Raw genomic sequence first — 13,391 nt, 5'->3', positions numbered from 1 at the left:
GCAACGCCCGTTCACGAGAGAAAGGTGGGCCATGGTTGCACAGCATCAGCTTGGCAAGAAAACCGAGGAAGCGGTATCCAAGCGAAATCAAGGGGGTAAGAAAAAGGGGGTAAACTGGATTACATTGGCGGTGACGGTTCTCGTCGGCCTGGTTCTGTGGTTCATCCCGGTTCCGGCAGGCTTGGTCGAGTTCGCCCAATCCGCTGAGGGCTTCGAAGACATCGATGGCGCGGTTCTAGCGGCGAACTGCTGGCACCTGTTCGCGATCTTCGTGGCGACCATCGTGGGTCTGATCCTCAAGCCCATGCCTATGGGCGCGGTTTCCATTCTCGCGCTCACGGTGATCATGCTTACGAAGCTTCTGGACAACGGAAGCTCCAGCGGCTACATCACCAACACGCTCTCTGGCTTCCACAACACGACGATTTGGTTGATCGTCATCGCGTTCTTCATTTCGCGCGGCTTCATCAAGACGGGTCTGGGCAATCGCATCGCCTACCTGTTCATGAGCAAGTTCGGCAAGAAGACGCTGGGCCTGAGCTACTCTCTGGCCGCAACCGACCTGATTTTGGCAACGGCCATGCCGTCCAACACGGCTCGCGCCGGCGGCGTGATCTACCCGATCGTTTCGTCGCTGTCCCGCGTCTTCGGCTCCAACCCTGACGACGGCACCGCCCGCAAGTTGGGTTCGTACCTGCACGTCACGGCATTCCAGGCCGACATGATCACCTCCGCCATGTTCATGACCGCCATGGCCGCCAACCCGTTGGCAGTCTCCCTCGCGGCTGAACTGGCCGGCATCAACATCGACTGGGCCGGTTGGGCCATCGCCGCATGCGTGCCCGGCCTCGTGTGCCTGATCGTCGTTCCGTTCGTCATCTTCAAGATCTTCCCGCCCGAGATCAAGGAAACGCCTGAAGCAAGCGACCTTGCTCACGAGAAGCTGAAGGAAATGGGCCCGGTGAAGACCTCCGAGAAGCTCATGATCCTGGTTTTCCTCGTCATCCTGGTTCTCTGGATCGCCGGCAGCTCCATCAGCCTGAACGCTACGGTCACCGCGTTCATCGGTCTGGCCATGCTTCTGGTCCTGGGTGTTCTTACCTGGGAAGACATCAAGAACGAGAAGGCCGCTTGGGACACTCTGGTTTGGTTCGCCGCCCTGGTTATGATGGCGTCCTACCTGAACACCCTGGGTCTCATCCCGTGGTTCTCCGACATCATGGCCGGCGCCGTCGGCGGCATGTCCTGGCTCGTCGCGCTCATCATTCTGGGTGTCGTGTACTTCCTGTCCCACTACCTGTTCGCATCCGCCACGGCTCACGTGTCGGCAATGTACTCCGCATTCCTGGCTGTCTGCCTCGCTGCAGGTGCGCCTCCTCTGGCTGCGGCCATGCTGCTGGGCATGATCTCCAACTTCTACGGTTGCCTGACCCACTACGGTTCCGGCCCCGCACCGGTCTACTTCGGCAGCGGCTACGTGACCCAGGGCAAGTGGTGGACTATCGGTCTGGTCTGCGCTGTTATCGAAATGATCATCCTGTTCACGGTCGGTTTCGGCTGGTGGTCGGTCATCGGCTACATGTAAGTCGAACCAAGCATCCTGATGAATTCTCGGCCGCGCGCCTGGCGCGCGGCTATCTAACCAGAAAGGCTATCGAACTATGAAGGAAATCAGCACCGCAACGATTACCGAGGAAGTTGCCCGCCTGTGCATCGAGGCCGCATGCGACCTGCCTGTGGATGTCGAAAAGCTCATCCAGGAGGCAACCGACAAAGAGGAATCCGAGTTCGGCAAATACGCCATGGAAAAGGTGTGCAAGAACGTCAAGATAGCTCGCGAAACCAACGTTCCCATGTGCCAGGACACGGGCATGGTCATCGTTTTCGCCGAAATCGGCCAGGAAGTCCACATCACGGGCGGCAGCTTCGAAGACGCTGTGAACGCGGGCGTGGCCAAGGGCTACATCGACGGCTACCTGCGCAAGTCCACGGTCATCGACCCTGTCCTGAACCGCAAGAACGCCGGCGACAACACCCCGGCCATCATCTACGCCCGTCTCGTGCCCGGCGATGAGCTTTCCATCACCATCATGCCCAAGGGCGCCGGTTCCGAAAACATGTCCCAGCTGAAGATGCTCAAGCCCGCGCAGGGTCTGGAAGGCATCAAGCAGTTCGTCATCGACTCCGTCGTCAACGCCGGCGGCAACCCCTGCCCTCCGACCATCGTCGGCGTGGGCATCGGCGGCAACGCCGACAAGGCCATGCAGCTTTCCAAGGAAGCCCTCCGTCGCGAGGCTGGCGCTCCCAACCCGAACCCTGAGTACGCAAAGCTGGAGCAGGAGCTTCTCGAAGCCATCAACAAGTCCGGCGTCGGCCCCCAGGGCTTCGGCGGCAGGACCACTGCACTCGCCGTGCATATCGAGACGTATCCCACCCACATCGCAACCATGCCGGTGGGCGTCACCCTCAACTGCCATGCCGCGCGTCATAAGCACGTCGTTCTCTAGCGAGCAGTCATCAGGCAAAGACGGAAGACATCTGAGAGGAATCCAACAATGGCAGAAGTCAAGAACATCACGACCCCGCTGACCGACGAGGTTATCGAAACGCTGCATTGCGGCGACATGATCAACATTTCCGGCGTCATCTACACCGGCCGCGACGCCGCCCACAAAATCATGACCGAAAAGCTCGACGCCGGCGAAGAACTGCCCGTCGACTTCCACGGCCAGATCATCTACTACGCAGGCCCCACGCCGGCAAAGCCTGGCCACGTGATCGGTTCCTGCGGCCCCACCACTTCGGGCCGTATGGACGCCTACACGCCCCAGATGATCGAAGAGGCCGGCCTCAAGGGCATGGTGGGCAAGGGCCCGCGTTCCGCCGAGGTCGTCGAATCCATGGTCAAGAACAAGGTCGTTTACTTCGCCTCCATCGGCGGCGCCGCTGCCGTTATTGCTGCGTCAGTAAAGGAATGCGATGTTGTGGCCTATGACGACTTGGGTCCTGAGGCCGTGCGTCGTCTGGTCGTCGAGGACTATCCCTGCATCGTCGCCATCGATGCCCAGGGCAACAACATCTACGAGAACGGCCCCGCAGAGTTCAAAATCGAAGACTAGGAGCGGCAGGCATGCGTAGCTATACATACGATATCGTAGTTGTGGGCGCCGGCGGTGCCGGCATGGAAGCCGCCCTCAACGCGAGCAAAGACCCCGACCTGAGCGTTGCGGTCATCACCAAAGTGTTTCCGACCAGGTCCCATACGGGCGCTGCCCAGGGCGGTATGAACGCCGCGCTGTGCTACCGCGACCCTGAGGACACCATCGAAAGCCACATTTTCGACACCATCAAGGGTTCCGACTACCTGGCCGACCAGGATTCCGTCGAGTTCTTCTGCAACGGCATGCCTGACCTGGTCAGGGAGCTGGAGTCCATGGGCGTTCCCTATTCCCGAGACGAGCAGGGCCGCGTTGCCCAGCGTCCCTTCGGCGGCGCTTCGCATCCGCGCTGCTGCTACGCGCAGGACAAGACGGGCCATGTGGTTCTGCATGCCCTGTTCGAGAACTGCCTGAAGAACAACGTCAAGTTCCTGGACGAGTACAACCTGCTGGACCTGGCCGTCGACGAGAGCGGCATCGAGGGCCTGGTGGCCATCGACCTGCGTGCCGGAGAAATCGTCATGTTCCGAGCCAAGTGCGTGGTGCTGGCCACCGGCGGTTTCGGACGCGTGTACTGGACCCGTACCACGAACGCGACGAACATGACCGGCGACGGCGTGGCTGCGGCCATGCGCGTCGGCGTGCCCATCAAAGACCCTGAGATGGTCCAGTTCCATCCCACGGGACTTGCAAGCTCCGGCACCCTGCTTTCCGAGGCGTGCCGCGGCGAAGGCGGCTACCTGATCAACAACCAGGGCGAACGCTTCATGGAGCGCTACGCCCCGGACAAGATGGAGCTCGGCCCCCGCGACCTGGTGGCCCGTTCCATCGAGACCGAGATCAAGGAGGGTCGCGGCTTCGGCGAGGGCATGAAGTCCTACGTCATGCTGGACATGCGTCATCTGGGCCGCGAGAAGATCATGGAGCGTCTGCCCCAGGTGCGTGACCTGGCCATCAAGTTCGAAGGCGTCGACATGATCACCGACCCGGTGCCCATCCGCCCGTCCAACCACTACAGCATGGGCGGCATCGACGTCGTCAACGGCAGGACCTGCGCAACGAAGATTCCCGGCCTGTTCGCAGCCGGCGAATGCAGCAACATCTCCGTGCACGGCGCCAACCGTCTGGGCGGCAACTCCGTGTCCGAGGTGTGCTTCTTCGGCAAGCAGGCGGGCATCGGTGCCGCTGCCGCCGCCAAGGGCCGCACTTTGGGCGGCTCCCAGAACCTCGAAGAGACCGCGGCTGCCTGGCAGGAGCGTTTCGACACGATGCGCGCCAAGTCCAGCGGCAAGCACATCTACGAGATCCGCGACAAGATGGCCGAGGCCATGTGGAACGGCGTCGGCATCTTCCGCGAGGGTCCGGCGATCGAAGAGGCCATGCGCGTTGTCGACGAGTGCATCGAGGAGTACAAGGACGCCCGCATCGACGACACCAGCAAGGTGTACAACAACGCTTTCATGAACTACGTGGAGCTGGGCAACGTGCTCACCATCGCGCGCGCCGTGTGCCTCGGCGCCCTCGAGCGCAAGGAGAGCCGCGGATCCCACTCCCGCGGCGACTATCCGACCCGCGACGACGTGAACTTCATGAAGCACAGCCTCATCTCCCTCGAACCCGACGGCAGCTACTCCATTGACTGGCGCGACGTAGTTGTCACGAGCTACCAGCCGCAGGAGAGGAAGTACTAATGGAAACGATCACTTTCATCGTCAAACGTTTTGACGGCCAGAAATCCTGGAAGCAGGAATACCGTTTCGAGCGTTCGGTCATGACGCTTCTGGGCTGCTTGAACAAGATCCGCGAAGAGCAGGACGACTCCCTGTGCTTTACCCAGGCGTGCCGCCACTCCATCTGCGGCAGCTGCGCCGTTCAGGTCAACGGGTCGGCCTACCTCGCTTGCGAGACGCAGCTCGACGACCTTATCGACACCTTCAAGACCACGCGCTTCGAGCTTGCTCCGCTGAACAACTTCCCCGTGGTGAGGGACCTCGTGGTCTCCTTCGACGAGAAGGCGGAGAAGATGAAGAAGGTCATGCCTTGGATGTGCGAGCACAAGAACCGCGAAGGCCACGAGCAGACCGAAGCCGATTACCACAAGTACATGGAGGCCACGGACTGCGTCCTGTGCGGCTGCTGCGCTTCCGAGTGCCGCGAGCTTGTCTACGACGACGGCACCTACCTTGAGCCGTTCATCATGAACAAGGCGTTCCGGTTCATTCGCGACTCCCGCGACGAATGCGGCGACGAGCGCATCCTGGCCGTTCTGGACAACAACCTGTGGAAATGCATCCACTGCCAGCAGTGCACCACGAAGTGCCCCAAGGAGATCCCCATCGCCGAGGAAATCTCCTACATGCGCCGCCGCGCGCTGCGCATGGGCGAGGACAAGTCCCAGGGCGCACGCCATGCCTACGCCTTCCATCACGACGTTCTCAAGACGGGCATGCTCAACGAGACCATGCTCGCGCTCAAAACCGAGGGTCTGTACAAGACCGCGCAAAACCGCGTTCCCTTCGCGGTGCGCATGGTGACCTCGGGAAAGATGAATCCGCTGCACATCCAGAAGCCCGTCAAGGGCATCGAGGGCGTGCGCAAGCTGTATGAGATCGCCAAGAAATCGGAACAGGAGGACTAGCATGTCGAACACATTGCGCTATGCGTTTTTCCCGGGATGCACGCTTGAGTCCGCCGCTGCCGAACTGAAGGTTTCCACAGAGCGCACCTGCAAGAAGCTGGGTATCGAGCTGGTGGAGATCGAAGGCTGGACCTGCTGCGGCGCAGCCCAGGTCCAAGACGTCGATGACTTCTTCGCGCTGCTCGTGAACGCACGCAACCTGGCCCTTGCCGAATCCCAAGGGTTCGACAAGATCATGACCGTCTGCAACACCTGCACGCTCATGCTGCGCACCGCCAAGAGCCGCCTGGACAACGACCCGGAGCTCAAGGCCAAGTGCAACGCCGCACTGGCCGAGATCGGTCTCGAGTACAAAGGCACCGCCGAAGTGACCCATTACCTGTGGGCGCTCGTGGCCGACTACGGCCTGGATCGCCTGTCCAAGCAGGTCACCGTGCCCCTGAGCGACCTCAACGTTGCCAACTTCTACGGGTGCCACATCCTCATGCCGCCCAAGATCATGGGCTTCGAGGACCCGCGCAACCCGCAGTCCATGGAGATGCTCTGCGAGGCGCTGGGCGCCAATCCGGTTGACTACGAGCAGCGCCTTGCCTGCTGCGGATTCCATTCGATCTACCCCGCAGAAGAGCAGGCCGAGGTTTCCAACGGCGTGAGCTGCCTGGTCGCCCGCGAATCGGGGGCCGACTGCATCGTGACGCCCTGCCCGCTGTGCCATATGGCCATCGACATGTGGCAGGCCGACTCTCAGCAGTACTTCAACGCTGACGTCACCATGCCCATCCTGCATGTTCCGCAGATGGTCGGCCTGGCCCTCGGTTTCACACCCAAAGAGCTGGGAATCAACCATCACATCGTCAACGCGACGAAGATGCTCGACCGCGTCCTGAGCTAACGGCTTTACCGTCCGGATGCCGCTCCAACCTGCGGCATCCGGACTTTTGCAATGGATTGACGACGGAGGTAGGGGATGACCACGACAGAACCGATTGCAGAAAACGCGCTGGAGAAGATCGACGAACTGCGCACCTACATGGAGAAAGAGGGGGAGGACGACGCTGCGGGGCAAGAGGAGCCCGAAGGCGTCATGAGCCTCCATGTCAAACTGACGCACAAGCAGGGGGACGCCTTCATGTGGGCGATTCCTTCCGAACAAGACTGGCTGCATGACGCACTGGACGATTTTCGCATCGTCGCAGGCGTGGTGTACGCCGAAGACGAGCCCCTTCTGCCGGGCTCTATCGAGATTGACGGCTACTTCCAGGCGGACGAGGACGGCCGTTGGGTGCACGTGTCCGCAGGCCGCGTCGAAGTAGACCCCGAAACCCAAGACGCGTGCTGGAAAAACGACCTCAACGAGTTTCCCGAGGTAGTAGCCCAGCTGAACAGCGCGCTTGAGGTTCCCGAGTACCGCCATGCCGTTGAGAAGGCAGCCATCGGCATATACGCATAAGCCTTTCAAACCTTTTTCAATAGGAGACGAATCATGCGAATCGAAGTTGGATACGACAATACCGTGCAATGGTGTGACATAGACGAAAAGAACCTGATGGGCATCATGAAGGCCAACGAAGTGGAGTACGAGCGGACCGGCGCCGAAGAAGTTGCCTGGGCCCTGCAGCATCCTATCGCCTCCAAAAAGCTCTCCGAGCTGGTCAGTCCCGGCAACACGGTGGCCATCATCACGAGCGACATCACGCGACCGCTGCCCACCTACACGGTGCTTCCGCCCGTGCTCGACGAGCTGTATGCGGCCGGCGTGGAGCCGAAGGACATCACACTTGTGTTCGCCTTGGGCAGCCACCGCGCCCACACCGAGGAGGAAAAGCTCAAGCTTGCGGGCGAGCGCGCCTATAACGAGATCAATCTGAAAGACTCCAACGAGGACCCCTTCGTCCATTACGGCACCACGAAGGGCGGAACGCCCATCGACATCATGAAGACCGTGGCCGATGCCGACGTCGTCGTGTGCCTCGGCAACATCGAGTACCATTATTTCGCAGGATACTCGGGCGGCTATAAGGCCGTCATGCCCGGCGTGTCCACCATGGAGGCCATCGAGGCCAACCACACCCGCATGGTCGATCCGAACTCCTGCGCGGGCAAGCTTGACGGCAACCCCGTGCGCGAGGACATCGACGAGGCCGGCGCAATCGTAGGCGTCGACTTCATCGTGAACGTGGTGCTTGACGAAGACAAGCAGGTCATCAAGGCTGTGGCGGGCGACGTGGTGAAGGCCCATCGCGAGGGCTGCAAGTTCCTGGACAAGCTGTACCGCATCGAGATCGAGAAGCGCGCCGACATCGTGATCGATTCGCAGGGCGGCGCCCCCAAGGACATGAATCTGTATCAGACGCAGAAGGCGCTGGACAACGCCAAGTACGCCATCAAGGAAGGCGGCGTTATCATTCTGGTGGGTTGCTGCAAGGAGGGCCTGGGCCAGAAAACCTTCCAGGAATGGATGCTCAAGGCCGAAGAGCCGGCCGACATCATCCGCTTCGTGCAGGAGGACTTCAAGCTGGGCGGACACAAGGCTTCCGCCGTGGCGAAGATCATGCTCATGGCCGACATCTATCTGGTTTCCGAGCTCGATCCCGAACTTGCCCGGAACTGCTTCTTCACGCCGTTCAGCACCCTTGAGGAAGCCTACGAGGCCGCCCTCAAGAAGATGGGTGACGACGCCCAGGTTCTTGTGATGCCTCATGGTGGTTCTACGGTTCCTAAAGTAATCGGCGAGCAGCACGATGCTGATGCGGAAATGAGGTAGTATCGTGCAGCAGGCGAAAGCCATAAGCATCGTGACCCGACTAAGGAGCGTCGTACTGAACGGGGGACAAGTATCTGAGAGGGCACTGACTTTTTTGTGCTCGTGCCTTGGTCTTGCCTGCATGTTCGGCGGCATCTGGATCGGCGATTCGTTGGCTGCAAGCACCCTGAACAGCGATCATGCCGTATTCGTCATGCGTGTGTTCTCGGTGGCCATCTATGCTGCGTTTTTCGTAATCTCCGTCCGGGTGACGGCCCAAGACCCTGTTGAACTCCATAGGTTCTTCTCCAAAGCCGTGACCGTCGGCGCCGTGTCGTTCCTTGTGGGGATGGCCATCTTCCTGTACGAGAACATGCAGGGCGGGGGCGTTCTGGATAAGGGCGTTCTTTGGTTCGCCCTGTTCCGCACGAAGGTCGTGGGAGCTCCTGTGTCCGTCGGCCTGGTCTGCGTGTTCGCCCAAATGCGGGCGAACCATGTCTTGCACGCCTCGACGGTCGGCATGCTGGGAGCGTTTTTGATCTACACCATCGCGCATCAGACCAGCCTGCCGTGGATTTCGCCTGAGACCGAATCGGCGTTGACGTCTGTGGTGCTCATGTTCCTGGCGTGCTTCTTCGGGGCCATGGGGTTGAGCGACAAAGCCCTGGGCGACATGCCGTATTCGGGAAGCGACATGCTGAATTTCAACGTGGTGAAACGACCGGCCTCGCAGGTCGTCACGTCGGGTTTGGTGTGCCTTCTCGTCTTTTCGGCCATGATGCTCGGCTACCTGCGAAGCGGATATTTAAGCATCGACGCCCATGCCCAGCCGATTTCGATCCTGGTTCTGCCGATTCTGATCTTCGTCGCTGTCGGGTGTCGCCAGCTGCGGGTCGAGCATGTGTTCTACGTAGCGTTCATGACTGCGACCGCGAGCATCCTGCTGCTTCCGTTCCTGAGCATGATCTCGGAGGAGTTCCCTCTGGTTTTGAGAAACGTGGGCACGGCCCTGTTCGAGGTTGTGGTGTGGGTGTTTGTGGTGTGGGCCGCACGCAACTGCCTTGAGCCGCTGCGCACGGCGGCCGGCACGAGGTTCGCCGTGGTTGTGGGCCACCTGTTGGGTACGCTGGCGGTGGTGGCAGGCATCGCGGCAAGCGACAACCCTATCGATGCAGCGATCATTTCCGGCATGCTCGTCACGTTCTCGTACATCATGATGCTGCTCATCATCCTGAAGAACCCAAGCATGAAACCGCCTTTGCGCGTCGAGGACGAATACGTGTACGTGAGCACGGCACCGAAGCTCATCGAACAACAAGAGATTGAGGTTGCCGGGGCTGACCCCGAAAACGTGGAGGACGTTTTGGAAGAGGAAAACCAGGCGGTGGACTACGAGACGATGTATTGGTCCATGCCTTGCGAATTGATTGCGAAGACGTATCGGTTGACGCGCCGCGAAACCGAGGTGCTTGAACAGCTTGCCCACGGGTACAGCCTTGCATCCATGGCGGACACCATGTGCATTTCGCTCAACACCATGAAGATGCATATGCGCAACATATATACGAAGCTCGATGTGCATAGCCGGCAAGATGTAATCGACATGGTTGACCTGGTGCGTGCCCAGCAGGAGAAAGACCGCAGGGACAGTGCCAACGCATGACCTTGAGGGCCGAACGAAGGGCCGTCGGGTGCGGGAAGGCGCCTGGCGGCCCTTTTGCGGTTTCCGCTGCAATGCGGCGCTGCGCATCTCGTAGGGAATTCGTTCGATAGGCATACGTGGGCTTCCTGTTGATTGCGATGGGTCGTTCGGGTGGTATGCTTGACCAATCAATGTATGTACAAGGAGGGTTCGTGGAAACGCGGGATCTTGAAACGCTGCTGAAGGCTGTGGCCGAGGGTACGACGGGTGTTGAAGAGGCTGCGCGGCAGCTTCGCGCCGATTCCTACGTGGATCTGGGCTACGCCAAGCCCGACATGCAGCGCGGCGTGCGTACAGGCGTTTCCGAAGTCATCTACGGCGCCGGCAAAACCGCAGGCCAGATGGTTGGAATCGTGCGGGCCATGCGCGAAGCGGGGCAGGAGCGGGTGCTTATCACCCGGTTAGACGCCGATAAGGCCGCGGTGCTTGCCGAGGCCCTAGGCGACGCCTTCGTCTACCACGAGCTTGCCCGTGTGGGCATCGTCGGCAGCGCGCCCGAACCCGACGGCAACGGCACGGTGGTCGTATGCGCGGCGGGCACGAGCGACCTGTATGCCGCCGAAGAGGCCGCGCTTACGGCGGAGATGCTCGGCAGCCGTGTGAACAGGCTTTATGATGTGGGTGTCGCAGGCATCCATCGTCTGCTGGCGCATACGGACGACCTGATGGAGGCCACGGCCGTCGTGGCGGTGGCCGGTATGGAAGGCGCGCTTGCCAGCGTGGTGGGCGGGCTGGCGGCCTGCCCGGTGATCGCAGTGCCCACCAGTGTGGGGTACGGCGCATCCTTCGGCGGGCTTTCTGCCTTGCTTTCCATGTTGAATTCTTGCGCCAGCGGTGTGTCGGTGGTCAACATCGACAACGGTTTCGGGGCGGGATACCAGGCGGCGCTGATCGACCACGCCCGCACGAAAAGCGAATAGGAGAGTCCATGTCGAATATGCTGTATCTGGAATGCGCGTCGGGAATCTCCGGCGACATGTTCGTGGGCGCGATGCTGGATCTTGGCGCCGACCAGGCGAAACTCGAGGCTGCGCTGGCGAGTCTTCCCGTCGACGGGTATAAGATCCGCATTTCCCGCGTGAAGAAGTCCGCACTTGACGCCTGCGATTTCGACGTGGTGCTGGATGCAGCCCACGAGAACCACGACCACGACATGGAGTACCTGCACGGGCACGACCATGGGCACGAGCATCACCACGGCCATGGGCACGGACACGACCATCACCACGGCCACGACCACTCGGACGAGCCCGAGCGCGTGTGCCGGACCTGCGAAGGCCTATCGGAATCTTCCGATTTCATGGCGCAGCTTGCCGCTGAGCAGGGGTACAACGATCCCTGCGTTGTGCTGCACGGCCACAGGGCGGGAACGCTCGAGCCTGCGGAGCCTTCGGATGTCGAGCATATGCATGTTGCCGCAGGTGAAGGGGATTACACCCTTTCGAGTCCTGAGCATCACCACCACCATTACGACCACGATCACGAACATGGCCATGGCCACCATCATCACCACCACGACCATGAGCACCGCAGCCCTGCGGACATCGACGCCATCATCGACACCGGTGATCTGACCGACAACGCGCGAGCCATCGCTAAGCGCATTTTCGCCATTATCGCCAAGGCAGAAGCCAAGGCCCATGGCGTGCCTGTCGACCAAGTTCATTTCCACGAGGTGGGCGCGGTGGATTCCATCGTCGACGTCGTGGCTGCAGCCGTTTGCGTCGACGACCTGGGCATATCCGAATGCGTGGTGCCTGCCCTACACGAGGGCAAGGGCACCGTGCGCTGCCAGCACGGCATCCTTCCCGTTCCCGTTCCCGCGGTTGCGAATATCGCCGCCGACGAGGGCCTGGCCTTCACGTTCATGGATCTGGAGGGAGAGTTCGTCACGCCTACGGGCGCCGCCATCGCCGCGGCCCTGCGCACCCGCGATGCGCTGCCCGCGCGGTTCACCGTCGACAAGGTGGGCATCGGCGCCGGCAAGCGCACGTACGAGCAGCCGAGCATCCTGCGGGCCATGCTGGTGCATGATGCGGGTGATCCGCAGGCCACGCTGGACAAGGACATGACGCCGCCGTTCATCTGGAAGCTCGAGACCGAGATCGACGACTGCTCAGGCGAGCAGCTGGCCTACGCCCTCGAACGCCTGCTGGCCAAGGGTGCGCTGGAGGCCCACTATGCGCCCGTGTTCATGAAGAAGAACCGCCCGGCGTACCAGATCGAGGTGCTCTGCCGCGAGGCGGACATCCCGAAAATGGAGAATGTCCTGTTCAAGGAGACGACCACTATTGGCATCCGTCGCATTCCCATGGAGCGTACGCCGCTGCCGCGGACCCAGAAGACGGTCGCAACGCCTTACGGCGACATCCGCGTGAAAGAAGTTGCGCTGCCCGACGGCACCCTGCGCGCCTACCCCGAATACGACTCCGTCTCCGAAGCCGCCCGAACCCAAAACGCTCCCTATCAGGACGTTTACGCCGCAGCCTACACCGCTGCAAAGTAACCGCCCCGCGCGCAGACCGGACCCAGGCGTCCTCGTCGGAGTCGTAGGCGCTCCACGGTAGCCGCCCCGTGCGCAGACGGCCGAACTCAGTTGGCGAAATCGCCGTTTTTTGCACCAGATTCGAAGTTGTGCATTCTGTTTTGGGCACATGCTCCGAATTCGGGCGTCTTGGCGAAGTCCCACCTGGGCAAACGCGCCGACGGCAAGCCTCGGTTCACGCAAGACAATGCACAACTTCGAATCTCGTGCAGATTTCGGCAGATTTGCCAACGCAAACGCCTTGCCTGGGCCGTGCAACGAAAACGCTCTCTGCTGTGCACTTAAGGCGATAATCTGTAATTCAAAGGCGCCAATATGGCGTTCTGCTGAGGTTTGGGCCTTAGATAAGTAACACATACTGTAAAACTGTGGCGAAACAGGCATACCCTTGGGCTCATCCAGCGTTGTTTTTGGAGGTTGAGCTACAGATTATCCCCCTAAGTGCACACGAATCGCGATTCTCGTTGCACGGACGCCCTTGCCGCCATCCTGACTCGCGTCGGCGAGGGGGGGGTTGCCGGCCGAAAGTGCGCTCCGCGGTCCAACGCGCGAGCTGACCGCGGAGTTCGGTATGGGCAATTCGTTGTGGGCGATATGGCGAGGCG

Annotated in this window: 11 protein-coding genes; all 11 read left to right on the top strand. The window is 60.9% G+C overall.

Going from position 1 to position 13,391, the window contains the following annotated elements:
- Positions 1-31: 31 nt before the first annotated feature.
- The 11 genes from SHEL_RS13280 to larC all read left to right on the top strand — a co-directional run bounded on the left by SHEL_RS13280 (position 32) and on the right by larC (position 12,747).
- Complete coding sequence (locus tag SHEL_RS13280; RefSeq protein WP_012799793.1) at positions 32-1,585, top strand: anion permease; 1,554 nt, start codon at positions 32-34, stop codon at positions 1,583-1,585.
- 76 nt (positions 1,586-1,661) lie between these two features.
- Entirely contained in the window at positions 1,662-2,507 is an 846-nt protein-coding gene (locus SHEL_RS13275) for a fumarate hydratase (protein ID WP_012799792.1), read from the top strand.
- A 48-nt stretch (positions 2,508-2,555) separates the two neighbouring features.
- Complete coding sequence (locus tag SHEL_RS13270) at positions 2,556-3,119, top strand: Fe-S-containing hydro-lyase (protein ID WP_012799791.1); 564 nt, start codon at positions 2,556-2,558, stop codon at positions 3,117-3,119.
- 11 nt (positions 3,120-3,130) lie between these two features.
- On the top strand, positions 3,131-4,849 hold the full coding sequence (locus SHEL_RS13265) for an FAD-dependent oxidoreductase (RefSeq protein WP_012799790.1): 1,719 nt from the start codon (positions 3,131-3,133) through the stop codon (positions 4,847-4,849).
- The gene (locus SHEL_RS13260; protein WP_012799789.1) at positions 4,849-5,796 is read left to right on the top strand and encodes a succinate dehydrogenase/fumarate reductase iron-sulfur subunit; all 948 of its coding nucleotides are present in this window, start codon (positions 4,849-4,851) and stop codon (positions 5,794-5,796) included. Before SHEL_RS13265 ends, SHEL_RS13260 begins: the two co-directional genes overlap by 1 nt.
- 1 nt (position 5,797) lies before the next feature.
- Positions 5,798-6,688 carry a CoB--CoM heterodisulfide reductase iron-sulfur subunit B family protein gene (locus SHEL_RS13255; protein ID WP_012799788.1) on the top strand — a complete coding sequence of 297 codons (891 nt, stop codon included), beginning with the start codon at positions 5,798-5,800 and terminating at the stop codon, positions 6,686-6,688.
- 75 nt (positions 6,689-6,763) lie between these two features.
- Positions 6,764-7,246 (top strand): hypothetical protein, encoded by a 483-nt coding sequence (locus SHEL_RS13250; RefSeq protein ID WP_012799787.1) that lies wholly within the window; start codon positions 6,764-6,766, stop codon positions 7,244-7,246.
- A 33-nt stretch (positions 7,247-7,279) separates the two neighbouring features.
- Positions 7,280-8,560: a nickel-dependent malate racemase, LarAH6 family gene (gene larAH6, locus SHEL_RS13245; RefSeq protein WP_012799786.1), complete on the top strand. Its 1,281-nt coding sequence runs from the start codon at positions 7,280-7,282 to the stop codon at positions 8,558-8,560.
- 4 nt (positions 8,561-8,564) lie between these two features.
- Positions 8,565-10,202, top strand: a complete 1,638-nt coding sequence (locus SHEL_RS13240) for a helix-turn-helix domain-containing protein (RefSeq protein ID WP_144298196.1) — start codon at positions 8,565-8,567, stop codon at positions 10,200-10,202.
- Positions 10,203-10,393: 191 nt separating this feature from the next.
- Entirely contained in the window at positions 10,394-11,161 is a 768-nt protein-coding gene (larB, locus tag SHEL_RS13235; RefSeq protein ID WP_012799784.1) for a nickel pincer cofactor biosynthesis protein LarB, read from the top strand.
- Between the two features lie 8 nt (positions 11,162-11,169).
- Positions 11,170-12,747, top strand: a complete 1,578-nt coding sequence (larC, locus tag SHEL_RS13230; RefSeq protein ID WP_012799783.1) for a nickel pincer cofactor biosynthesis protein LarC — start codon at positions 11,170-11,172, stop codon at positions 12,745-12,747.
- The last annotated feature ends 644 nt before the right edge of the window (positions 12,748-13,391 follow it).

Source organism: Slackia heliotrinireducens DSM 20476 (assembly GCF_000023885.1).
GTDB classification, from domain to species: Bacteria; Actinomycetota; Coriobacteriia; order Coriobacteriales; family Eggerthellaceae; genus Slackia; species Slackia heliotrinireducens.
The sequence above is the reverse complement of the archived record's forward strand: the minus strand, read 5'-3'. Positions and strand labels throughout refer to the sequence as shown.

Excerpts from the sequence above, each read along its gene's own strand:
- SHEL_RS13280 (WP_012799793.1), top strand. The coding sequence starts at position 32 with ATGGTTGCACAGCATCAGCTTGGCAAGAAAACCGAGGAAGCGGTATCC.
- SHEL_RS13275 (WP_012799792.1), top strand. The coding sequence starts at position 1,662 with ATGAAGGAAATCAGCACCGCAACGATTACCGAGGAAGTTGCCCGCCTG.
- SHEL_RS13270 (WP_012799791.1), top strand. The coding sequence starts at position 2,556 with ATGGCAGAAGTCAAGAACATCACGACCCCGCTGACCGACGAGGTTATC.
- SHEL_RS13265 (WP_012799790.1), top strand. The coding sequence starts at position 3,131 with ATGCGTAGCTATACATACGATATCGTAGTTGTGGGCGCCGGCGGTGCC.
- SHEL_RS13260 (WP_012799789.1), top strand. The coding sequence starts at position 4,849 with ATGGAAACGATCACTTTCATCGTCAAACGTTTTGACGGCCAGAAATCC.
- SHEL_RS13255 (WP_012799788.1), top strand. The coding sequence starts at position 5,798 with ATGTCGAACACATTGCGCTATGCGTTTTTCCCGGGATGCACGCTTGAG.
- SHEL_RS13250 (WP_012799787.1), top strand. The coding sequence starts at position 6,764 with ATGACCACGACAGAACCGATTGCAGAAAACGCGCTGGAGAAGATCGAC.
- larAH6 (WP_012799786.1), top strand. The coding sequence starts at position 7,280 with ATGCGAATCGAAGTTGGATACGACAATACCGTGCAATGGTGTGACATA.
- larC (WP_012799783.1), top strand. The coding sequence starts at position 11,170 with ATGTCGAATATGCTGTATCTGGAATGCGCGTCGGGAATCTCCGGCGAC.